This window comes from Nocardioides coralli (assembly GCF_019880385.1).
GTDB classification, from domain to species: Bacteria; Actinomycetota; Actinomycetes; order Propionibacteriales; family Nocardioidaceae; genus Nocardioides; species Nocardioides coralli.
The window spans coordinates 2,607,752-2,630,047 of the sequence record NZ_CP082273.1 but is presented as its reverse complement, the minus strand read 5'-3'; the positions used below and the strand labels follow the sequence as shown (position 1 = coordinate 2,630,047).

The following is a 22,296-nucleotide window of genomic DNA, read 5'->3' as shown; positions in this document are numbered from 1 at the left end:
GTGCTCTGAAGCGAGTGGAACTTTACCAGCGGGCGACCGGGCAGAAAAATCGCGGACGGCCCCGGCGCGGGGTCCCTTCCTGACCTCCTGCCCCGCGTGACATGTTTGGCCGGTGTACAAGACGACGCCGTTCCACGAGCGGCTCACCGAGCTGAACACGCAGGGGCTCTACACCCACTGGCATGGCCATCTCTCGGCGTTGCGCTACAGCCACGCGCCCAAGCATGAGTACTTCGCCGTCCGCAACAGCGTCGGGGTCTTCGACACCTCTCCGCTGTTCAAGTACCGGATCACCGGTCCCGACGCGGAGCGGCTGCTGGCCGGCGTCCTCACCCGCGACATCCGGAGCTGCCGGCTCGGTCACGCCCACTACACCCTGTGGTGTGACGACCGGGGTTTCGTCATGGAGGACGGGGTGGCGTTCCGGCACGCCACCGACGACTTCCTCCTCACCACCGCCCGGCCCAACCTCGGCTGGTTCCGCGACCACGGGCGCCGTCTCCGCGTCGAGGTCGAGGACGTGACCGACGACTTCGGAATCCTTGCCGTCCAAGGCCCGCGCAGCGCCCGGGTCCTCGACGCCGTCACCGACGGTGTCCACGACCTCGGGTTCTTCGACCACGCCCAGGTCAAGATCGCCGGCACGGAGGTCACGCTCAGTCGCACCGGCTACACCGGCGACCTCGGCTACGAGATCACCGCACCGGCCGACCGGGCCCTCGACGTCCTCGACGCCGTGCTCGAGGCCGGCGAGGGCCACGGCATGCGCCCGTTCGGCGAGGAGGCGCTGACGATGTTGCGCATCGAGGCCGGCCTGCCCCTGGTCGACGTGGAGTGGCAGAGCTCGCGCACGGCGTTCAGCGACGAGCAGCGCGTCACGCCGAAGGAGCTCGGCCTCGGGTGGATGCTGAAGGGCGTGCGTGACGGCGACCGGGCCTTCGTCGGTGGCGCCGCGATCCGTCGGGAGCTCGTCGAGGGCACCAGCCGCTGGGCGAGCGTCGGCATCGTCGTCGACTGGCGCGACTGGGACCGGCTCCACCGGGAGGCGGGGCTCTTCCCGCCGAAGGACGAGCACCCGCTGCCCTACGAGTCGATGGTGTACGACGCCGACGGCACCGAGCTGGTGGGCTACGCCACGAGCTTCATGTACAGCCCGGTGCTGCAGCGGCACCTCGGGCTGGCACGGGTCCTTCCCGATCTCGCGCCGACCCGCGACCGGCCCGGTGCCGGCGTACGCCTCGAGATCTCGCTGCTGCACCGCACCACCACGGTGGCCGCGACCACCACGCGGGCGATGCACTTCGACCCGCCCCGCAAGACCGCCCGGACAGGAGAGTCATGAGCAGCACCCACGAGTACGACGCGATCGTCGTCGGCGGCGGGCACAACGGGCTGACCAACGCGGCCTACCTCGCGAAGGCAGGCCTGCGGACCCTCGTCCTGGAGCGTCGTCACCTGGTCGGGGGAGCCGCCATCACCGAGGAGCTGCTGCCCGGGTTCTCTTTCACCACCTTCTCCTACGCCCTGAGCCTGCTGCGGCCCGACATCATCCAGGAGCTCGACCTGGTCGAGCACGGCTTCATGCCGCTGATGATGCCCTCGTCGTTCCACCCGACCGGGGACGGCGACTACCTGCTGCTCGGCGACGACCACGGCCAGAACGTGCAGGAGCTGCGGCGTCACTCGCCGCACGACGCCGACGCCTACGAGCGCTACCACCACGACCTCGACCGGGTCTGCCAGGCGATCCGCCCGCTGTTCGACAATGCCCCGCCCGACGTGTTCGGCAAGGACCCCGAGGACCAGGCTGACGTGAAGTGGCTGCTGGACCACCTCGGCGGTGTCGAGCGCAACGTCATGCACGACGTGGTGCGGCTGCTGACCGGCAGCGCCGCCGACTGGCTCGACGACTACTTCGAGCACGAGGCGATCAAGGGGTTCCACGCCTCCTCCTCGATCATCGGCTCCAAGGTCGGCCCGATGTCGCCGGGGTCGGGCCTGGTCCTGCTGTTCCACAAGATGGGGGAGCACGACGGCCACCTGGGGTCGTGGGCGTTCCACAAGGGCGGCAACGGCGGCTTCACCCAGGTGCTCGGCCGGGCCGCCCAGGCGTTCGGAGCCGAGATCCGGCTGGAGTCACCGGTGACCGCCGTCCTGCAGCAGGACGGACGGGCCGTCGGCGTCGCGCTCGAGGACGGCACCGAGTTCCGCGCGCCGGTCGTGGTGTCGGCCCTCGACCCGCGCCACACCTTCCTCGACCTCGTCGACCCGCGCACGCTCCCCGGCGACCTGGTCGAAAACGTCGAGCGGATGAAGTTCCGCGGCGTCTCCGCCAAGGTCAACTTCGCCCTCGACGGGCTGCCGGTCTTCCCCGCCCTCCCCGACACCGTCGACCACTTCGGCGGGTTCCTCAACATCGGCCCGACCATCGAGTACGTCGAGAAGGCCTTCGACGCGGCCAAGTACGGCTGGTACTCCGAACGACCGTTCATCGACGCCGCGGTCCAGTCGGTCGTCGACCCCGACATGGCGCCACCGGGGAAGCACGTCATGTCCTGCTTCGTGCAGTACGCGCCCTACGAGCTGCGCGGCAGCGACTGGGAGACCGAGCGGGATCGCTTCGGCGACCGGGCGCAGGCGGTCCTGGAGGAGCACTTCCCGGGCTTCGGCGAGCTGGTCCTGCACCGGGAGGTCGTGACGCCGGTCGACATCGAGCACCACACCGGGCTCACGGAGGGCAACATTTTCGCGGGGGAGTTCCTCGCGCCCCAGATGTACTTCTTCCGGCCCGCACCGGGGTGGAGCAGGTACGCGACGCCGATCGAGGGCTACTACCAGTGCGGCTCCGGCACCCACCCGGGTGGCTGCGTGATCGGGTCCCCGGGACGGCTGGCGAGCCAGCGCATCCTGCGCGACCTGCGTCGCTGACCCGGTCGGGGCGCGGCTCAGCGCGAGGCGAGGACCGCCTGCGCCGCGTTGTGGCCGCCCAGCCCGGAGACGCCGCCGCCGCGGCGCGCCCCGGAGCCGCAGACCATGACCGACTCCACGTCGGTCTGCACCCCCCACTGCTGGGCCGGGGTCTCGAGCCGCGCACGGTTGGAGGCCCACGGCCAGTCCAGGTCGCCGTGGAAGATGTGCCCGCCGGGCATCGCCAGGTCGGCCTCGACGTCCTGCGGGAGGCCGCTCTCGATGCAGGGGTTGCCCTCGGCGTCGCGGGCGAGACAGGTCGCGAGCGGCTCCTCGAGGTGCTCGTCGATGGCGGCGAGCGCCCGTTCCACCGCCAGCTTCCTGGTGGCGTCGCGGTCGGCGTCGAACAGCGCGGCCGGCAGGTGCATCCCGACGTAGGTGAGGGTGTGCGTCCCCTCGGGCGCGCCGCCGAGGACGCTCGGGTCCGTCAGGGAGGGGCAGATGACCGTGCCCGGGACGACCGACGGCACGCGGCCCGCGGCCGCCTCGGCGTACGCCGCCTCCAGCTGTCCGAGACCGGTGCCGACGTGGAGGGTGCCCCCGAAGGCGACCTCGGGGTCGGCACCCGACCTCAGCCGGGGCAGGCGGTCGACCAGCAGGTTGATCGACAGCTGCGACCCCTGCGGCTTGGTCTCGGCGTCCTCGCCCTCACCCATGAGGATGCGCAGCACCCAGGGCGCGACGTTGGCCAGCACGTGGCGCGTGAGCACGCTGCGCTGGGTGGCGCCGTCGTGCCAGTGGACCTCGGCAGCGTCGGCCTCGGCGGTGATGCACGAGACGCCCGCGCCGGTGATGATCTCGGCCCCGGCGTCACGCGCCGCCCGCTCGAGCGCCACCGTGAGCGCACCCATGCCACCGACCGGCACCCGCCACTCGCCGGTGCCGTTGCCGATCCGGTGGTAGAGGAAGCACCGGTTCTGCGCGAGCGAGGCGTCGTGCAGTGATGCAAATGTCCCGATGACGGCGTCGCTGGCGACGACACCGCGCACGGTGTCGTCGGTGAACCGGCGTCGGAGGGCCTCGCCGAGGGGGGAGGTCACGAGGTCGCGCCACACCTCCTCGGACACCTGCCCGCGGACGTCGCGCTCGACGGGCAGGGGCTCGAGGAGGCTGGGTGCCACCACGGCGGCGAGCTCACCCACGTCGCGGTGGAAGGCACACCACGCCTCGTACTCGTCGTCGCCTCCGGTCAGCTCCCGGAACGACGCGTTGGTCGCCTCGCCCTCAGGGCGCTCCACCAGGAGGCCGGCGGGATCTCCCTCGCGCAGGACGGGGGCGTAGGACGAGGTGGGGCGTGAGGCAAGCGTGACGTCGAGCCCCAGGTCGTCGATCACCTGCTGCGGCAGCACCGAGACCAGGGACGCATAGCGCGGGAACCGTGCCGGCTGGCCAGTGAAGCGCGAGGCCGAGACTGCCGCCCCACCCACGTGACCGAGCCGCTCCAGCACGAGGACGGACATGCCCGCACGCGCGAGGTAGGCCGCGGCGGTTAGTCCGTTGTGGCCACCTCCGACCACGGTCACGTCATACGCTTGCTTCTCCGACTCCACCGTCACAACCTAGCCGTGCCGTCCTCCGGGGGAGGGGAACAGTGGCCATCGCTCTCCAGGTGCGGCCTGCCGCGCTGCTGCTGGCGGTCCTCGCCGTCGGCTGGATGGCCGTGGCCAGCCGGCCGGAGCAGGTGCTCGGCTCGGAGATGTGGCCGGCAGGGCTCGCGGCGGCCGTGGTGTTCTCCGGCTCCCGCCGCGCCGCGCCGTACGCCGTGGTGCTGGTGGGTCTCACGGCGATCGCCACCTTCTGGCTCGGTGGCCGCCCCCTCGACTTCGCGCTGCTCGCCGGTCCGGCGGTGGCGGCCGAGGCGGCGGTGGTGGCCTGGATCCTCACGCGACGCGGTGCCGGGCGCCCCCGGCTGCGCACCCGCGCTGACCTGCGCGTCCTCCTGGTGGCGGTGCTGGCGGGGGCTCTCGTGGCGGGCGTGGTCCTCGGCGTCGGTGCCGCCGTCCTGGCTGACCGCTCACCGCTGCTGACGGCGCTCGGCACGGTGGTGGGTCACACGTCCTCGGCCCTGGTGCTGCTGCCGCTGCTCCTCGAGACCGACCGCCACCCGGGTGGCTCGAGGACGGAGCGGTGGCTGCGGTGGCTGGTGCTCCTCCTCTCCGCGGCGATCGTGTTCGTCCCCCACGACTTCCCGGCAGTGCTCTTCCTGGTCATCCCCGTCCTGGGCTGGACTGCCGTGCGCGGGTCGCTCGTGGAGGCGCAGCTGCAGCTGCTCGCCGTCACGACGGTCGGGACCGTGCTGACCAGCTTCGGTTTCGGGCCGCTGGCCGAGGTCCGGGGCCGCTACGCGCTGCCGGAGGACGTGTCCGGCATCGTCCTCCAGAGCTTCCTCATCAGCTGCGCCCTCGTGGTCATCCCGCTGTCGTTGTCGAGGTCTCAGCAGCTGGGGGCCGTCGAGCGCGCCGAGGGGGAGAGCGACCTGTTCCGCCGGCTGATCGACAGCGCCCACGTCGCGATCATCGGCACCGACGAGATCGGCCGCGTGACGCTGTTCAACCCGGGTGCCGAGCGGCTGCTCGGCTACCGCGCCGATGACGTGATGGGGGAGTTCACGACCATCTTCCACACGCGGGACGCGGTGAGCGAGAAGGCGTCGGAGCTCGGCGTGCCCGACGACTTCATGCACGTCGCACTCGCGATGGCAGAGCCGGAGAACGCCGAGCAGCACATGAGGTTCCGGCGTCAGGACGGCACGGAGCGCACCCATGCGATCACCCTCTCCCGGGTGCACGACGCCACCGGGCGGGTGACCGGCTACGTCGCCACGTCGCAGGACGTCACCGACGAGCTCGCGGCTCGCGAAGCCCTCGTCGAGTCCCTCGAGGCCGAGCGTCAGGCGGTCGAGCGGCTGCAGGAGGTCGACCGGGTCAAGGACACCTTCGTGTCCTCGGTGAGCCACGAGCTGCGCACCCCGATCACGAGCATCGTCGGCTACCTCGAGATGCTGCTGGAGGGGGAGATGGGGCCGCTGTCCAGTGCCCAGACCTCGGCCCTGACGCGCGTCGACGCCAACAGCAAGCGGCTGCTCTCGCTCATCGATGAGCTGCTGACCCTGTCGCGGATGCACGAGCGAGGCACCGGCGAGATCGAGCTGGTCGACCTGCGGGAGGTGGCGAGAACGGCGTACGACGTGGTCGCGCCCAGCATCGCCGGGCGTGCCCTCGACGCCTCCCTCGTCGTGCCCGAGCAGCCCGTGCTGGTCTCCGGCAACGCCGAGATGCTCGAACGGATGCTGCTCAACCTGCTCGGGAACGCCGTGAAGTTCACCCACGAGGGCGCGGTGTCGCTGTGGCTCCAGGTGGTCGGCCAGGAGGCGGTGCTGTCCGTGCGTGACACCGGGATCGGGATCCCGGTGGAGGAGCAGCAGCACCTGTTCAGTCGCTTCTTCCGTTCCTCCCTGGCCCAACGGCACGCCATCCAGGGCAGCGGCCTGGGTCTCTCGATCGCGCTGTCGGTCGTCGAGGCCCACGCGGGCTCGATCGAGGTCACCAGCTCGCCGGGGGAGGGGACGACCTTCCGGGTGCGGCTGCCCGTGGCGACCAGCGGGAATCCCGGGTCTGCGGCGGGTGTTGTCGTCGGCAGACCCTGAGGAGGTACGCCGATGCCGGCGATCACCGTCGACGACCTGACCGTCCTGCCCCGCATCCCCGCCCCCGGGCTGGGCGACCAACCGCGTCCGGTGTGGCAGGTGTCCACCGCGCCGCAGGGCTACGAGGGCGAGGGCTTCCCGGTCCGGCGGGCGTTCGCCGGTCTCGACCTGGCCCACCTCGACCCGTTCATCATGATGGACCAGATGGGCGAGGTGGAGTACGCGCCCGGTGAGCCCAAGGGCACCCCGTGGCACCCTCACCGCGGCTTCGAGACCGTGACCTACATGATCGACGGCGTCTTCGACCACCACGACTCGCACGGCGGCGGCGGCACGATCACCAACGGCGACACCCAGTGGATGACCGCGGGCTCGGGGATCCTGCACATCGAGACCCCGCCGGAGTGGCTGGTCACCTCGGGGGGCCTGTTCCACGGCATCCAGCTCTGGGTCAACCTGCCGCGCGACGCCAAGCTGAGCGACCCGGCGTACCAGGACATCGGGTCGAGCCGGGTGACGCTGCTGACGGGGCAGGGCGGTGACAGCCTGGTCCGCGTGATCGCGGGGTCCGTGGCCGGGCACGAAGGGCCGGGCCGCACCCACACCGACATGACGCTGCTCCACGCCACGGTCGAGCCGGGTGCGCGCCTCGAGCTGCCGTGGACCGTCGAGCACAACGCGCTGGCCTACGTGCTCTCGGGCAGCGGCCGGGCGGGTGTCGACGGGCCTGAGGTGCATGCCGGCCAGGCGGTGCTGTTCGGCAACGGCGACTACCTCAGCCTGGCGGGCTCGGAGCGGCAGGACAGCCGTACGCCCCGTCTCGAGGTGATCGTGCTCGGCGGCCGCCCGATCCGCGAGCCGCTGGCCTGGGCCGGGCCGTTCGTGATGAACACCAAGGCCGAGGTGCTCCAGGCCTACGAGGACTTCCAGCGGGGCCACTTCGGCCACATCCCCGCCTGACTCCCGCGCTCCTGCCGGCGGTCCCGGGTCAGCCGGTGGCGGCGTACGTCGCCACGGCGGCGAGGAACATGCCGTGCGACCACAGCAGCGGGTGGGCGCTGGGACCCCACCGCTCGAGCCACTCGTCCAGGACCGCCGGGGCCAGCAGCGGCAGGACCTGCTCGGGCAGCAGCAGGTCGTCGTCGGCCGTCGAGACCACCCAGTCGAGGAGCTCGGCGCTGCGCCCGGTCCGGCCGCTCCGGGCGTGGTGCCACGCGAGCAGCGCGGCCAGGACCGGCCACTGCCCGCCGCCGTAGAAGGTGTCGGCCTCGTAGCGGTGGACACCGCCGGCGGTGAGCCGCTCCTCGACCTGCTCCACCGTCGCGACGACGAGCGGGTCGTCCAGGGGCAGCACGTCGTAGAGAGCACCGACTGCGAGCAGCGAGGCATCGACGTCGGTCCCGTCGAGCCACTTCACGAGCGCGCCGTCGCGCGTCCCGCGCTCGCGGATCAGCGCGACGCACCGGTCCGCGACGTCGCCGGCGGCCGTGGCGAGCTCGGCCGGGAGCACCGCCAGGCGGACCGCCGCCCGCAGGCCGGCCGCGACCCCGGCGAGGGTGGTGACGTGGGTCCGGTCCCGGTTCTCCTCCCACCAGTCGCGGCAGGTGTCGGTGCCGGTGGCGACCAGGTAGCGGACCGCGACCGTGATCGCTGGGGTGTGCCGCACCGCGTCGCGCCCGGCCCGCGCCAGGTGTCGCTCGAGCGCCCAGAGCCAGGTGCCGTAGCCGTCGACCTGGAAGTTCCACCAGTCGTCGAGCTGCCGAGTGCCGTCGAGCCGGTAGCGGGCGGGGAGGTAGTCGGAGTCGTCGGGTCGCCGCCCCTCCGCGAGCATGGCGACCACCCGGCCGACGGCCGGCGCCTCGCGCTCGAGGACCTGGCCGCACCAGGTGTGGAACCGGTCCGCCTGCTCGACCAGCCCGGCGGCGCTCGCGCCCTCGGCGATGAAGGCACCGTCGCGGAACCAGCTGTAGCGGTAGGGCGCGAAGTGCGGTGAGGCCGGCCAGGCGCCACCGGCGTCCTGGTGCTGCTGGAGCAGGGTTCGCGACCGCTCGCAGAGCGGCTGCCAGTGCGCGGGGACGCGGTCGGGACCGGGCATGCGGAGGGACGGTAGCCCACCGTCGCGGAGTCCGCGACGCGGGACGTCGGGCGACGAGGGCTTGACAGCAGGCCGGGATCCGGGTGACGGTGTAACCGCTTTCAGAAACCGGTTACACCCCCCTGACGATCCCCCGGAGGTCTCGTGCCGCGCAGCACCATCCGCGACGTCGCCCGTCACGCGGGCGTCTCGATCGCGACGGTCTCGCGGGTGATGCGGGACTCGGCTGCGGTGCGCCCCGACACCCGGGACCGGGTGATCGACGCGGCCCGCGAGCTCGAGTTCGTCCCCAGCCAGCTAGGCCGCCAGCTCGCCGAGCGCCGCTACGCCGCCAACGGCATCGTCTTCCCCGACCTGTCCGGCCCCTACTACGCGGAGGTGGTCCTGGGCTACGAGAACGTCGCCGCCGAGCTGCGGCGCTCGGTCCTCATCCTCTCCACCCAGGGTCGCCCGGATGCCGACCTGGCCGTCCGCGAGATGGCAGACCGCTGCGACGGCCTGGTCGTGCTCGGTCGTACCGTCAGCGACGAGGTCGTGGAGCAGCTGGCGGCGCGGGGGACCCGCATCGTGCTGGTCGCCCGGCCACCCATCGGCGAGATCGACTCCGTCAACGCCGACAACCGCGACAGCGCGGTCGCGCTCGGTGAGCACCTCGTGGCCGGCGGGGCGCGCAGCATCACCTTCGTCGGCGACCCGGACACCTCGCCGGACGTCGCCGAGCGCTGGGAGGGGTTGAAGCGCGCCGCCGGGGCCACCGGAGCCGTCGTCGACCTGGTCCCCGTCGACGACCTCGGCGAGCATGCCGGCGCCGCCGCAGCCTCCCGGCTGCTCGATCGCCAGGACACCACCCCCTTGCCCGACGCGCTGGCGTGCGCCAACGACGAGCTGGCCCTGGGGCTGCTCCACCGGCTCCGCGAAGCCGGCGTCGACGTCCCGGGGGAGGTCCAGGTCAGCGGGTGGGACGACGTCATGGCAGCCCGCTACGCCGACCTCACCACCGTCCGCCAGCCGATGCGCGAGCTCGGTGCGACCGCCGCCCGTGCCCTGGACGCGGTCATCACCGGCGGCCGGGTCGGACCGGTCCACGAGCTCCTGCCGACCCAGCTGGTGGTCCGCGGGTCGACCGCGGTCCGCCCCGACACCCCCTGACCCCCCGAAGCACCCGCACACCCCCACGAAAGGTCACAACGCATGAGATCCCGACGGACCGCCAGCGTGCTGGCAACCCTGACCGCGGCCTCCCTGGTCCTCACGGCCTGCGGCCGCGACGACGCCGGCGCCGGCAGCGAGGCACAGAGCGAGGAGATCGGTTCCGGCGCCGCCGAGGGCACGATCGAGGTGTGGGCGATGGGCACCGAGGGCGAGGCGCTGCAGGACTTCTCGGCCGCCTTCGAGGAGGCCAACCCCGACGCGACCGTCGAGGTCACCGCAGTGCCCTGGGAGTCCGCTCACGACAAGATCTCCGGGGCGATCGCCAGCGGCGAGACCCCGGACGTGAGCCTCATCGGCACCACGTGGATGGGTGAGTTCGCCGAGGCCGGCGGCCTGATGCCCACGCCGGAGAACCTGGTGGACGAGGCCGACTTCTACCCCGGTCCGTGGGCCTCCACCGAGGTGGGCGGCACGTCCTACGGCGTTCCCTGGTACGTCGAGACCCGGGTCCTCTACTACCGCAAGGACCTCGCCGAGAAGGTCGGCTGGGACCAGGCCCCCCAGACCTGGGACGAGCTGAAGACCTTCGCCCAGGACCTCGAGGACAAGGCGGGCGTGGAGTACGGCATCAACCTGCCGCCGGGCCAGACCGGCTCGTGGCAGACGATGATGCCGTTCGCGTGGTCCAACGGCGCCAGCCTCACCAACGAGGACGGCACCGAGTACACCATCGACAGCCCCGAGATGGCCGAGGCGCTGGAGTTCTACAAGACCTTCTTCGACGAGGGCCTCTCCCCGACGCGGCTGCTCGACGCCGGTGAGCTGGAGAGCGGGTTCGCCAAGGACACCTTCGGCTCCTTCATCTCCGGCCCCTGGCACATCGGCCTGATCGAGGAGCAGGGCCTCACGGAGGAGCAGTTCGCCGTGGCGCCGTTGCCGGGCCCGGACGGCGCCCCCGGCAACTCGTTCGTGGGCGGCGGTGACCTCGCGGTCTTCCAGGACGCCGAGAACCCCGAGGCCGCCTGGAAGTACGTCAAGTGGCTGACCGAGGCGGAGACCCAGCAGGCCTGGTACGAGGAGGTCAACGGTCTTCCGGCCGTGCCGGCCGCGTGGCAGTCGGGCGACCTCGCCGAGGACGAGCAGCTGCAGGTCTTCGGTCAGCAGCTCGAGAGCGCGTCGGCACCGCCGGCGGTCCCGACCTGGGAGCAGGTCGCTGCCTCCATCGACGGTCTCGTGGAGCAGGTCACCAAGGGTGACCTCGCCCCGGAGGAAGCCGTGACGCAGATGCAGTCCGAGGCCTCGTCGATCGGCACCGGGCTCTGAGCATGGCCACCCTCACGGCACGGAGGTCCCGGTCGCCCAGGTCATCTGGCGCGACCGGGGCCCCGTCCCGTCCCGTGAACCCGGTACGCCGGCAGCAGGCCGTCGCGGCCTGGGTCCTGGCGCTGCCGTTCATGGCGCTCTTCCTGGTGTTCACCGCCGGGCCCGTGCTCGCGAGCCTCGGGATGAGCTTCACCGACCTGCGCAGCACCGACATCCGCACGCCGTTCGCCGTGGAGTTCGTCGGCCTCGACAACTACACCCAGCTTCTCGCCGACCCCGTCTTCCGCAAGGTCACCGTCAACACCCTCTTCTACCTGCTCCTCGGGGTGCCGCTGACGATGGCGGTTGCGCTGACCGTCGCCGTGGCCCTCAACCACCTCCAGCGTGCCAAGGGCTTCTTCCGCGTCGGCTTCTACCTGCCCGTGGTGACCAGCATCGTCGCCGTGTCGGTGGTGTGGAAGTTCCTGCTGCGCGACGAGGGCGGCCTCGTCAACACCGTCATCGCCTGGTTCGGCGTCGACGGCCCCGGCTGGCTCGACAGCACCACCACGGCGCTGCCGTCGCTGGTCGTGATGTCGGTGTGGCGCAACTTCGGCACGCTCATGGTGATCTTCCTGGCGGCCCTGCAGACCGTCCCACGGGAGCTACTCGAGGCCGCGGAGAGCGACGGCGCCAGCGCCTGGTCGCGGTTCCGCCACGTCACGCTGCCGCTGCTGCGGCCGACCCTGCTCTTCGGCGCCGTCATCACCAGCATCGGCTACCTGCAGTTCTTCGAGGAGGCCTTCGTCATGACGAAGGGCGGCCCGTTGAACTCGACCCGATCGGTCACGTTCTTCACCTTCGACCAGTGGGGCTTCGGCAACTACTCCCTGGGAGCGGCCGCCGCCTACCTGCTGTTCCTCGCCATCGTGCTCCTGACCTGGCTGCAGTTCCGGCTGCTCCGCGACAAGGACTGAGACATGAGCCAGACCCTCGACCCCGCCACCGCCGCCGGCACGACGTCCGCGGCCGAGCCCGAGCACGTCCCCCAGCGGCGGCCGAAGTCCCGGGAGGGCAACCTGCGCACCCCCGGCTGGCTGTACGGCGTGATGGCCGCCGGCCTGGTGCTGGTCGTGATCCCGTTCGTCTGGATGGTCATCTCCTCGTTCAAGTCCGAGGGCGAGGTCATGGCCGTCCCGCCGACCTGGTGGCCGGAGAACCCCACGCTCTCGAACTACGAGCAGCTCTTCAGCAGGCTCGACTTCCCGACGTACTTCGCGAACTCCGCGATCGTGGCGGGCACCGTGGCCGCGGGCAACATGGTCTTCTGCGCGATGCTCGGCTATGCGCTGGCCAAGCTCGACTTCCCCGGCAAGCGGCTGGTCTTCGGGCTCGTGCTCGGGACGCTCATGGTCCCCGGCGTGGTGACCTTCATCCCGCTCTTCGTGCTGACGGTCAACATCGGGCTCGCCAACTCGCTCACCGGCATGATCCTGCCCTTCCTGGCCGGCCCGTTCGGCGTCTTCCTCATGCGCCAGTTCATCCTCAGCCTGCCGGACGAGCTGATCCAGGCAGCCCGCGTCGACGGCGCGGGGGAGCTGCGCATCTTCTTCTCCGTGATCCTGCCGCTGTGCTGGCCGGCCCTGGCCACGCTCGGCGTCCTCACCTTCCTGGCGCAGTGGAACAACTTCCTCTGGCCGCTGGTGATCGCATCGGACGAGGACAAGTACACGCTCCCGGTCGCGCTGGCACTCTTCGCGATCGGCCAGAACTCCACGAAGTACGGCCTGCTGCTCGCGGGCTCGGTCGTCGTGGTGGTGCCGGTGCTCCTCGTGTTCCTGGCGCTGCAGCGCCGGATCATGGAGGGCATCGCGATGACCGGCATCAAGTAGCCGCCCCGCGGCCCCCCACTCGCACAACCCAAGTGATCACCTCAACCTCGGGAGAGAACCGATGACAGCACGACGGACAGCGATGGCCGCCCTCGCGGCCACGACGGCCCTCGGCGTCGGCGCCGGGCTCCTGGCGCCGAGCCAGGCCGCACCCGCCCCGGCCCCGGCGGCCGAGCACGCCGACCGCGACCACGAGCGCGGGAACGCCCGCGCGCCGAAGGGACTGCTGAAGAAGTACGCACGCGACACGTGGCGCTCCTTCGAGGCGATGACCATCGAGGAGACCGGCCTCCCCGACGACAACATCGGTGGCTCGCTCAGGCCGGGCACGCGCGGCCAGTACACCTCGCCGACCAACATCGGGGCCTACCTCTGGAGCACCGTCACCGCCCGGGACATCGGCCTGATCTCGCGTCGTGAGGCGCGCAGCCGGATGCGGACCACGCTCCGGTCGGTGGCCCGTCTCGAGCAGCACGAGCCGAGCGGCATGTTCTACAACTGGTACTCCCCGACGACGGGGGAGAAGCTGACGGCGTTCCCCGGCAGCGGCGACCCGATCAAGCCCTTCCTCTCCAGCGTGGACAACGGGTGGCTCGCCACCGGGCTGCTGCTGACCTCGCGCGCCGAGCCCGCACTCGCCGCCAAGGCCGACGCCATCCGCGAGGAGATGGACTTCTCCTGCTACTACAACCCCGAGGTCAACCAGATCCGCGGTGGCTTCTGGGACGAGGACCCGGAGAATCCCGCCAACCCGAAGGCCAACTACTGCGACATGCCGCAGGACGTCTGGTACACCGGCCACCACTACGGCGCCTTCAACACCGAGCCCCGGATGGCGTCCTACCTCGGCATCGCCGAGGGCCAGATCCCGCAGGAGCACTACTTCGGCACCTACCGGACCTTCCCGAACGACAACTGTGACTGGGCGTGGACCGAGACCAAGCCGGTCGGGGAGTGGAAGACCTACCTGGGCGTCGACGTCTTCGAGGGCGCCCTGCCCTACCGCGACGCGAACATCGTCCCGACCTGGGGCGGCAGCATGTTCGAGGCACTGATGGTGCCGCTCTTCGTGCCCGAGGAGGAGTGGGGCCCGAAGTCGTGGGCCATCAACCACCCGCTCTACGTCCGCGGCCAGATCCAGCACGGCATGAAGGACGCCGACTACGGCTACTGGGGCTTCAGCCCGTCCAACAACCCCGCCGGCGGCTACCGCGAGTACGGCGTCGACGCCCTCGGCCTCGATGGCGCCGGCTACACCTCCGACCAGGAGCGGACCGACTGGAACCAGCCCTTCGAGGGCTGCCGCGAGGGTGACCCGAACCCGCCCGCGGAGTACGGCGACGGTGTGGTCACTCCGCACGCGTCGTTCCTGGCGCTGCGCTACGCCCCCCGGGCCGCGATCCGCAACCTGCAGCGCATCCGCGACGACTTCGACGCCTACGGCAAGGGCGGCTTCTACGACGCCGTCGCCGTGCGCAGCGGCGAGGTCAGCAAGCGCTACCTGTCCCTGGACCAGGGCATGATCATGGCCGCCCTCGGCAACGCGCTCGCTGACGACAACATGCGTGACTACGTCTCCCGCGGTGAGCTGACGGCCACGGTGCGTCCGCTCATGCAGATGGAGGAGTTCTCGGCGGGGAGGCGCTGAGTCCTCGTGACACGCCCCAACATCCTGCTCGTCGTCGCAGACGACCACGCTGCCAACGCGGTCGGCTGCTACGGCGGCCCGCACGCCGTCACGCCGCGCATCGACACGATCGCGGCGGACGGCATGCGGTTCACGCAGTGCGGGTGCACGAACTCGTTGTGCGCGCCGAGCCGGGCCACGATCCTGACCGGCACCTACAACCACGTGAACGGGGTGACCACCCTGTCCACCGAGTTCGACGCGCGGCAGCCGGCGTTCCCGGAGCTGCTCCGGGACGCCGGCTACCGCACGGCCCTCATCGGCAAGTGGCACCTCGGCCACGGGGGCGTCCACGACCCCCGGGGCTTCGACCACTGGGAGGTGCTCCCCGACCAGGGCGACTACCACGACCCGACGTTCCTCACGATGGACGGCGGCTCGCACGTCCGTCCGGGCTACGCGACGGACCTGATCACCGACCTGTCCCTGGACTGGCTGGGCTCGGTCGAGAGCGCCGACGAGCCATGGTGCCTCCTGGTGCAGCACAAGGCGCCTCACCGGCCCTGGGAGCCGGCGCCCCGGCACGCCGAGCTCACGTTCGAGTCGGCGGGGTCGCCCCCGGACACGTTCCACGACGACTACGCCCACCCGGCGACCGCCGCGCGCGACGCCCGGATGCGGGTGGCCCGCGACCTGAACCTCGAGGACCTCAAGGAGGACCCGCCCCTCGACGTCGTCGCCGACCCGGCGGCGTACGCCGGCTGGGCGCTCGACCGCTACCTGACCGACTACCTCCGCTGCGTCGTCGCGGTCGACGAGGGCGTGGGCCGGCTGCTCGACCACCTCGACGAGACCGGGCAGGCAGACGACACCGTCGTCGTCTACACCAGCGACCAGGGCTTCTTCCTGGGCGAGCACGGCTGGTACGACAAGCGCTTCATGTACACGGAGTCGCTGCAGATGCCGCTCCTGGTGCGTTACCCGCGGCTCGTGGCGCCCGGGTCGGAGTCCGACGCCCTGGTCCTCAACGTCGACTTCGCCCAGACCTTCCTCGACCTGGCCGGGGTGCCCGCCCACGACCGGATGCAGGGCCGTTCGCTGGCACCGCTCCTCGCGGGCCAGGAGCCCGGCGACGTCGGGTGGCGCGAGAGCGCCTACTACCGCTACTGGGAGCACCTCGACGGCTGCCACCACGTGGCAGCACACCGCGGCGTGCGGACCCGCGACCGCAAGCTCGTCCACTACTACGGCTCCGGCTGCGGCCAGCCGGGCGCCTCCGGGGACGAGACCCCCGAGGAGTGGGAGCTCTTCGACCTGGCCGACGACCCGCAGGAGCTCCACAGCGTGCACGACGACCCCGCGTACGCCGACGACCTGGCCCGGCTGCGCGCCGAGCTCGACGCCCTGGCGACCAGCCTGGGCGACACCATCCCGACCAGCACCCCCACCCACACCAAGGAGATCGTGTGACCATCGACGCCCGCAGCGACTGGGAGACCCGGATCGGGATCCGCAGCGGACACGCCTTCGGCGGCCAGGCCCCGGCCCTCGAACCCCCGGTCGGCCTGACGGCGGAGGCCGGCGGCCACCAGGTGACGCTGACGTGGGAGCCGGTGGCCGGCGCGATCGGCTACCAGGTGCACGTCGCCGACACGGTCGACGGCCCGTTCGAGCCGCTCGACCACAGCGGCCGCGACGTGCTGTCGGTCCCGCACCCGCCGTACGTGGACACCACCGGGACGCCCGGGCAGGAGCGCTGGTACGCCGTCAGCTCACTGTCCGACGTCCACGTCAGCGGTCCGCTGTCCACCCCGGTGGCCGCGACGCCGCTGGAGCAGGCCGGCGGGGTGACGGTGTCGGTCGACGCCGGCTCCGACCTCGGCGAGCTGCCGCGACCCTGGCGCATGATGATCGGCAGCGAGCACCTCTCGCACGCCCTGTCCGAGGAGACCACGGCCGGACGGGTGATCGGCGAGGAGCTGACCAGCGCGCTGAGCGCCGCCCACCGAGAGCTGGGCGTCACCCACGTCCGCGCCCACGGCATCTTCTGCGACGACGTCGCCGTCTACCGCGAGGAGAACGGCGAGGCGGTCCACGACTTCACCGGCGTCGACCGGGTCTACGACCACATCCGCTCCCTCGGTCTCTACCCGGTCGTCGAGGTCTCCTTCATGCCGCACGACCTGGCGAGCGACCCGTCCAAGACGGTCTTCGACTACGGCGCCATCGTGTCCCCGCCGAAGGACTGGGAGCGGTGGTACGACCTGGTGCGCGACTTCACCGCCCACCTGCTCGAGCGTTACGGCGACGAGGTCGTGGAGCACTGGTCGTTCGAGGTGTGGAACGAGGCCAACCTCGAGGTCTTCTGGTCCGGGACGCCGGAGGAGTTCCTCAAGCTCTACGACGTCACCGCCGCGGCGGTGCGCGACGTCGACGAGCGGTTGCTGGTCGGCGGGCCGTCGTCGGCGGCCGCCGGCTGGTGCGAGGAGCTGCTCGCCCACGCCGAGCGGTCCGGCGCACCGGTCGACTTCCTGACAACGCACACCTACGGCGCCCCGCCGCTGGACTTCCGGCCGATGCTGGAGCGGTACGGTCGCGCCGGCACCCCCATCTGGTGGACCGAGTGGGGCGTCACCCCCACCCACTTCTACGACGTCTCGGACGCCGTCTTCTCCGGCACCTTCCTGGCGCGGGGCATGAAGTCCGCGATGGGCCGCATCGAGGCGCTGTCCTACTGGGTGGTCTCCGACCACTTCGAGGAGCTCGGCCGGCCGCCCGCGCTGCTGCACGGCGGGTTCGGGCTGCGGACCGTCGGCGAGCTGCGCAAGCCGCGGTGGTGGGCGCTGGCCATGCTCGAGCAGCTCGGTGAGCAGCGTCTCGGCGTGACCGCAGGCGGTGACGGCGGCGGCTCGCTCGTCGAGGTCGTGGCGGCGAAGGCCGGCGACGGCACCCACACGGTCGCCCTGTGGAACGCGACCCTCGACCAGACCAAGGCGACGGGGTCCGCCCCGCTCGCCCGCGACGTGGCCGTCGAGGTCACCGGCCTCGAGCCCGGGGCGGCGTACGCGCTGACCCACGAGCGGGTCGACGAGGAGCACTCCAACATCACACGGGTGTGGGGCGAGCTGCGCGAGGACGGCCAGGACTGGCCGACCGCGGAGCAGTGGGAGGTGCTGCGCGACGCCGACCGGCTCGAGGACCTCGAGCCGGTGCGCCGGCTGACCGCAGACCAGGCGGGCAGCCTGCGCGTCGACACGGTGCTGCCGATGCCGGCGATGAGCCTCCTGACGCTCACGCCGACGTCCTGACCCGGGGGCGGCGGCCCCTCCCGGGTGGGCCGCCGCCAGGGGTCACCAGCCGCCGGTGCCCGAGACGGCTACTTGTCGTCGTTCGCTGCGTCGTCTGCCGCGTCCTCCGCGGCGTCCCGGGCGTCGTCCCGGAGGTCCTGGGCCTGTTCCTGCTCGTCCTCGGCCTGGTCCCGCCTGTCCTCGGCAGCGTCCGCGGCCCGATCCTCGCCGTCCTCCCGCTCGTCGCGGTCGCCCGACCCCTGGGGGCCCTGCCCGGTCTGCGGGGCAGGAGCCGCCGGCGCGGACGACTGCGGGGCAGGGGCGGGTGCCGACCCCGGGGAGTCGTGACGCTCCGTCGTCGACGTGGGGGCGCTGGCCCTCCCCGCAACCGACGTGGAGCGCTCCCGCTCGTCCCGGGCGCCGGTCGGCGGGATCGCGGGACGCGAGACACTGCGCTGGTCGTCCTCGACGGACGGACCGCGCGGGGGAACGGGGGAGTCGTCCACGATGCCGTCGGGCGACAGCAGCACCGTCGCACGGTCGAAGACCTGCTGGACCGGGTCCGGCAGTACGTCGGCGACACCGGCGCCCACGCCGGCGGCGAGGGCCAGCGAGGTGCCGAGCACGGTCTGCCCCGTCGCGCCGAGACCCACGATCCAGGCAGCGACCCAGCGCCGGCCGGTGACTCGGCGGTCGGGGACCTCCGCAGCGGCACCGGCCTTCGTCAGCAGCTCGGGCTCGAGCAGGGCGAGCAGCTCGGCCGAGGGCTGCGGCGTCGTGACGGGGAACGCGTCCTCGAGGCCCCGCGAGAGGCGTCGGAGGTCGCGGTCGACCAGGCGGCGGATCATGGCGTCACCACCCCCTGTCCCGGCGTCGGCAGGACCGCGGACGGTTGCCGGCCGCGGAGTGCCGCCAGGCCCCGTCGTTGCAGTGCCTTGACAGCGCCCGGGGGCTTGCCGAGCACCTCCGCGACCTGGGCGACCGTGAGGTCCGCCAGCAACCGCAGCTCGAGGACCTCGCGCTGGTCGGGTGACAGGAGGAGCAGCAGGTCCCGCACGTCGCGGTCCTCGACCCGGAGCAGTGCTTCGTGCTCCGCGCTCTCGCACAGGCGGGTGTCGTCCTCCTCCGCCCACTCCGCGAGCACGGGCCGTCGGGACCGACGCCGGAGCTCGTCGACGAGGCGGCGCCGCGCCACGGTGAAGACGAAGGCCACGAACTGGTCGGGGCCGCCGACGAAGCCGTCGAGGCCCCGGAACACCGCGAGGAAGACCTCACTGGTCAGGTCGTCGGGCTCCCGGGAACCCCGCGCGTGGAGGAAGGCGCGGACCCGCGGGGCCAGGCAGAGCCACACCTCCGTGCACGCCCACTGCTCGCCGCGGCGCGCGGCATCGAGGGTGTGCTGGTCGGGGGGTTGCACATGCTGAGAATGGGACACGCTGCAGCCTCTTGTCCGCCGAATGCGGAAGTGCTGCGCGCGGTTGTGCAGGTCTTGCCGACGGACTGGGTCTCGACCCGGAGGACTTCGTCCGACCGCCCGAGCGACAGTCCGCAGGCCCGGGGGGTACGGGTCGCCACGAGACGACTCGTCGGTCAGGCGACGTCGGTCTCCATGGCGGCGACGTACTCCTTCTTCATCTGTCGCCACGCCTCGTCGGTCATGGTGCGCCGCCAGTACGGCGAGCACGACATGTCGCTGCGTCGCAGACCTCGCTCGGCCAGCAGGTGGCGGCGGATGGCCCGGATCTCGTCGGCCTCGCCGTGGACGAAGGCGTGGACGCGGCCGGCCGGGAACACGAGCTCCCGCACGGCGGCCGGCAGCAGATCGGCGTCGGTCTCCTCGCCGGTGCGGTGCAGCCACAGCAGGTCCAGGGACCCCGGGCTGGTCAGCGTTACCTCGTGGTCGGGGCCGTCGCAGAGCAGCCGGACGGTCACCGGGGCTGCCGCAGGCACCGCCTCGAGCGAGGCGGCGATCGCCGGGAGTGCGGACTCGTCACCGACCATGAGGTGCCAGTCGGCCGACGGGTCGGGGCGGTAGCCGCCACCGGGTCCCTCCAGGACGAGCAGGTCTCCGGGCCGGGCGGTCGCGGCCCAGGGACCGCCGACGCCGTCGTCGCCGTGGACCACCACGTCGAGCGTCAGCCGGCCCGTGGCGGGGTCCCAGCGCCGTACGGTGTAGCGGCGCCGGACCGGCCACAGCTCGCGGGGCCGCTGCTCGCGGACGGCACCGGGGTCGAAGCGGCCCCCGTAGTCGGCGCCGGTCGGCGGGATCGCCACGTTGACGTAGGCGTCGGTGTCGGTGGGCATCGCGAACCCGTCGAGCCCCGGTCCGCCGAGCTCGACCCGGACCAGGAGCGGCGTCAGCCACTCCGACCTCAGCACTTCCGCGCAGTAGCTCATGCGCCCTCCCTCATCTCGCTCGCGGTGTTAGGTGACCCTAACTTGTCAGTGGGGAGGGGTGGTGGGCGGGGCGTGGTTCCGCCGCGGGAGTCTCGTGCGGGCGTACGATCGCCGCCGTGGCCTCCGCCAACAGCCGACGTGCCCGGGCGACCCGTCGCCGGCGCCGCCGCGTGGCCGCCGCCGACAACGACCTGCTTCCGGCGGAGTGGGCTGCGCTGCAGGCGGCCTGGGGCGGGTGTGCCTACTGCGGCGTCACCGACCGGCCCCTGCAGCGCGACTGCCTGCTGCCGATCTCGCGCGGCGGCCGCTACACCCTCACCAACGTCGCACCCGCCTGCGGGCCGTGCAACGCCAGCAAGGGCAACCAGGAGGTCACCACCTGGCTGCGCAGCCGGCGGCGTGACGAACGGACGTTCCTGACCCGGCACCTGGCCGTGCAGGCCGAGCTCGCCACCTCACCCGCCTAGGGGCCGCCCGGTGGTTGAGGTGCGAGCGCAGCGAGCCTCGAAACCCCGGTAGCGGCGGGGAGGGCGGACACCTCACACGAGCGTGAGCACGACCCCGAGCACGGCGCAGAGGCCGAGCGTGCGCAGCGGCGACCAGCCGCGGCCCACCAGCAGCACGAGCGCGAGCGCTGTCAGGGCGAAGGCCAGCGGGTCCCAGGTGGCCACGACCGGCACCTCGAGGCCGAGCGGGCCCCAGGCGACGTCGCGGGTCTGGTCGAAGAGCGTGTGCAGCGCGAAGAAGACCGCGAGGCTCCCGATCACGCCCACCACGGCGGCCGTGATCCCGGTGAGGGCCGAGGTCAGGTGGGTGTTGTGGCGCAGCCGCTCGACGTACGGCGCTCCCGCCAGGATGAAGAGGAAGCAGGGCACGAAGGTGACCCACGTCGTCAGCAGCGACGCGACCACCATGGCCAGCCACGGGTCGAGGACACCGGGGTCGCGGTGGCCACCCACACCGGCCACGAACTGCACGACCATGATCAGCGGGCCGGGCGTGGTCTCCGCCAGCGCGAGGCCACGCACCATCTCGCCCGGGGCGAGCCAGCCGTACACCTCGACCGCCTGCTGCGCCACGAACGCGAGCACGGCGTAGGCACCGCCGAAGGTGACGAGGGCGGCGCCGGCGAAGAAGAGACCCTGGTCGACGTAGACGCTGTCCGGGCCCAGGAGCAGCGCGGCCACGAGGACCGGCGCGAACCACAGCACCAGACCGATGCCGACCACCCGCACGGTGCGGCGGCCCGAGGGCGGGTCGTCGTGGAGGGCGTCGTCGCTGATCAACGGCGGGGGCCCGCCGTCGTCGTCGGTGTGCGCGCCGGCGGTACGCAGCACGGGGATGCGCCGGCCGAGCAGCCAGCCGGAGAGGCCGGCGGCCAGCACCACGACGGGGAAGGGGACGCCGGCCACGGTGATCGCGAGGAAGGCGAGGACGGCGAGGACGACCAAGGCACGGTGGTGCAGCGCCCGCGCGCCGACCCGCTGCACCGCCTGCACGACGATCGCGATCACGGCCGGGGCGAGGCCCGCGAAGAGCCCGCTCACCAGCGTGGTGGACCCGGCAGCGAGGTAGAGCGCGGTCAGGCCCAGCAGGGCGACCAGCCCGGGCAGCACGAAGAGACCGCCCGCGACGAGTGCGCCGCGGGTGCCGTTGAGCAGCCACCCGGTGTAGGTGGCCAGCTGTTGGGCCTCCGGCCCCGGGAGCAGCATGCAGAAGTTCAGGGCGTGGAGGAACCGGCCCTGACCGATCCAGCGCCGGCGGTCGACCAGCTCGTGCTGCATGACGGCGATCTGGCCGGCCGGCCCACCGAAGGTCTGGAGCGAGATCCGGAACCACGCCCCGGTCGCCTCGCTGAGGGGGACGGCGTCGGAGTCCGAGCGTGCGGGGGGCGGCGCCACGGGGTCATGCTCGCCGGGCGACACCGTGGC

General features: G+C 72.1%; 18 protein-coding genes. 12 read left to right on the top strand and 6 right to left on the bottom strand.

The features are described 5' to 3' along the window. Window positions 1-112 precede the first annotated feature (112 nt). Both K6T13_RS12815 and K6T13_RS12810 read left to right on the top strand, forming a co-directional pair. The gene (locus K6T13_RS12815) at window positions 113-1,342 is read left to right on the top strand and encodes an aminomethyl transferase family protein (protein WP_222894946.1); all 1,230 of its coding nucleotides are present in this window, start codon (window positions 113-115) and stop codon (window positions 1,340-1,342) included. Further along, window positions 1,339-2,928, top strand: coding sequence for a phytoene desaturase family protein (locus K6T13_RS12810; protein ID WP_222894945.1), 1,590 nt, complete (start codon window positions 1,339-1,341; stop codon window positions 2,926-2,928). The genes K6T13_RS12815 and K6T13_RS12810 overlap by 4 nt, the downstream gene beginning before the upstream one ends. A 17-nt stretch (window positions 2,929-2,945) precedes the next feature. Here K6T13_RS12810 and K6T13_RS12805 read toward each other — a convergent pair whose 3' ends face one another. Beyond that, window positions 2,946-4,490: a phytoene desaturase family protein gene (locus tag K6T13_RS12805; RefSeq protein WP_283247925.1), complete on the bottom strand. Its 1,545-nt coding sequence runs from the start codon at window positions 4,488-4,490 to the stop codon at window positions 2,946-2,948. A gap of 68 nt (window positions 4,491-4,558) precedes the next feature. Here K6T13_RS12805 and K6T13_RS12800 point away from each other — a divergent pair, with 68 nt between their 5' ends. Then, entirely contained in the window at window positions 4,559-6,613 is a 2,055-nt protein-coding gene (locus tag K6T13_RS12800) for an ATP-binding protein (protein ID WP_222894943.1), read from the top strand. Window positions 6,614-6,625: 12 nt separating this feature from the next. Further along, on the top strand, window positions 6,626-7,573 hold the full coding sequence (locus K6T13_RS12795; protein WP_222894942.1) for a pirin family protein: 948 nt from the start codon (window positions 6,626-6,628) through the stop codon (window positions 7,571-7,573). A gap of 28 nt (window positions 7,574-7,601) precedes the next feature. Here the strand turns inward: K6T13_RS12795 and K6T13_RS12790 are convergent, their stop codons facing one another. Beyond that, window positions 7,602-8,708: a glycoside hydrolase family 15 protein gene (locus K6T13_RS12790; RefSeq protein WP_222894941.1), complete on the bottom strand. Its 1,107-nt coding sequence runs from the start codon at window positions 8,706-8,708 to the stop codon at window positions 7,602-7,604. 144 nt (window positions 8,709-8,852) lie between these two features. Between K6T13_RS12790 and K6T13_RS12785 the strand changes: the two genes are divergently transcribed. The 7 genes from K6T13_RS12785 (at window position 8,853) to K6T13_RS12755 (ending at window position 17,989) form a co-directional block, all read left to right on the top strand. Next, window positions 8,853-9,857, top strand: coding sequence for a LacI family DNA-binding transcriptional regulator (locus K6T13_RS12785; protein ID WP_222894940.1), 1,005 nt, complete (start codon window positions 8,853-8,855; stop codon window positions 9,855-9,857). Window positions 9,858-9,899: 42 nt separating this feature from the next. After that, window positions 9,900-11,183, top strand: coding sequence for a sugar ABC transporter substrate-binding protein (locus K6T13_RS12780; RefSeq protein ID WP_222894939.1), 1,284 nt, complete (start codon window positions 9,900-9,902; stop codon window positions 11,181-11,183). A gap of 74 nt (window positions 11,184-11,257) precedes the next feature. Beyond that, window positions 11,258-12,139 carry a carbohydrate ABC transporter permease gene (locus tag K6T13_RS12775; RefSeq protein WP_222894938.1) on the top strand — a complete coding sequence of 294 codons (882 nt, stop codon included), beginning with the start codon at window positions 11,258-11,260 and terminating at the stop codon, window positions 12,137-12,139. A gap of 3 nt (window positions 12,140-12,142) precedes the next feature. Next, window positions 12,143-13,054: a carbohydrate ABC transporter permease gene (locus K6T13_RS12770; protein WP_249423773.1), complete on the top strand. Its 912-nt coding sequence runs from the start codon at window positions 12,143-12,145 to the stop codon at window positions 13,052-13,054. A 61-nt stretch (window positions 13,055-13,115) separates the two neighbouring features. Further along, entirely contained in the window at window positions 13,116-14,702 is a 1,587-nt protein-coding gene (locus K6T13_RS12765; RefSeq protein WP_222894937.1) for a glucoamylase family protein, read from the top strand. A gap of 6 nt (window positions 14,703-14,708) precedes the next feature. After that, window positions 14,709-16,151 carry a sulfatase family protein gene (locus K6T13_RS12760; RefSeq protein WP_222894936.1) on the top strand — a complete coding sequence of 481 codons (1,443 nt, stop codon included), beginning with the start codon at window positions 14,709-14,711 and terminating at the stop codon, window positions 16,149-16,151. Then, the gene (locus K6T13_RS12755) at window positions 16,148-17,989 is read left to right on the top strand and encodes a GH39 family glycosyl hydrolase (protein ID WP_222894935.1); all 1,842 of its coding nucleotides are present in this window, start codon (window positions 16,148-16,150) and stop codon (window positions 17,987-17,989) included. The genes K6T13_RS12760 and K6T13_RS12755 overlap by 4 nt, the downstream gene beginning before the upstream one ends. Before the next feature lie 68 nt (window positions 17,990-18,057). Here K6T13_RS12755 and K6T13_RS12750 read toward each other — a convergent pair whose 3' ends face one another. The 3 genes from K6T13_RS12750 to K6T13_RS12740 form a co-directional block, all read right to left on the bottom strand. Continuing rightward, on the bottom strand, window positions 18,058-18,816 hold the full coding sequence (locus tag K6T13_RS12750) for a hypothetical protein (RefSeq protein WP_222894934.1): 759 nt from the start codon (window positions 18,814-18,816) through the stop codon (window positions 18,058-18,060). Next, window positions 18,813-19,385, bottom strand: coding sequence for an RNA polymerase sigma factor (locus K6T13_RS12745; RefSeq protein ID WP_222894933.1), 573 nt, complete (start codon window positions 19,383-19,385; stop codon window positions 18,813-18,815). Before K6T13_RS12745 ends, K6T13_RS12750 begins: the two co-directional genes overlap by 4 nt. Window positions 19,386-19,558: 173 nt before the next feature. Continuing rightward, window positions 19,559-20,365 (bottom strand): siderophore-interacting protein, encoded by an 807-nt coding sequence (locus K6T13_RS12740; protein WP_222894932.1) that lies wholly within the window; start codon window positions 20,363-20,365, stop codon window positions 19,559-19,561. Between the two features lie 116 nt (window positions 20,366-20,481). On the opposite strand from K6T13_RS12740, the gene K6T13_RS12735 reads away from it, so the two are divergent. Beyond that, window positions 20,482-20,832 carry an HNH endonuclease gene (locus K6T13_RS12735; protein ID WP_249423772.1) on the top strand — a complete coding sequence of 117 codons (351 nt, stop codon included), beginning with the start codon at window positions 20,482-20,484 and terminating at the stop codon, window positions 20,830-20,832. 72 nt (window positions 20,833-20,904) lie between these two features. Here K6T13_RS12735 and chrA read toward each other — a convergent pair whose 3' ends face one another. Beyond that, a complete protein-coding gene (gene chrA, locus K6T13_RS12730) occupies window positions 20,905-22,266 on the bottom strand; it encodes a chromate efflux transporter (RefSeq protein ID WP_222894931.1) in 1,362 nt (453 codons plus the stop codon). Window positions 22,267-22,296 lie beyond the last annotated feature (30 nt).

Coding starts and splice junctions, on each gene's coding strand:
- K6T13_RS12810 (WP_222894945.1), top strand. CDS start 1,339: ATGAGCAGCACCCACGAGTACGACGCGATCGTCGTCGGCGGCGGGCAC.
- K6T13_RS12795 (WP_222894942.1), top strand. CDS start 6,626: ATGCCGGCGATCACCGTCGACGACCTGACCGTCCTGCCCCGCATCCCC.
- K6T13_RS12790 (WP_222894941.1), bottom strand. CDS start 8,708: ATGCCCGGTCCCGACCGCGTCCCCGCGCACTGGCAGCCGCTCTGCGAG.
- K6T13_RS12780 (WP_222894939.1), top strand. CDS start 9,900: ATGAGATCCCGACGGACCGCCAGCGTGCTGGCAACCCTGACCGCGGCC.
- K6T13_RS12770 (WP_249423773.1), top strand. CDS start 12,143: ATGAGCCAGACCCTCGACCCCGCCACCGCCGCCGGCACGACGTCCGCG.
- K6T13_RS12765 (WP_222894937.1), top strand. CDS start 13,116: ATGACAGCACGACGGACAGCGATGGCCGCCCTCGCGGCCACGACGGCC.
- K6T13_RS12750 (WP_222894934.1), bottom strand. CDS start 18,816: ATGATCCGCCGCCTGGTCGACCGCGACCTCCGACGCCTCTCGCGGGGC.
- K6T13_RS12740 (WP_222894932.1), bottom strand. CDS start 20,365: ATGAGCTACTGCGCGGAAGTGCTGAGGTCGGAGTGGCTGACGCCGCTC.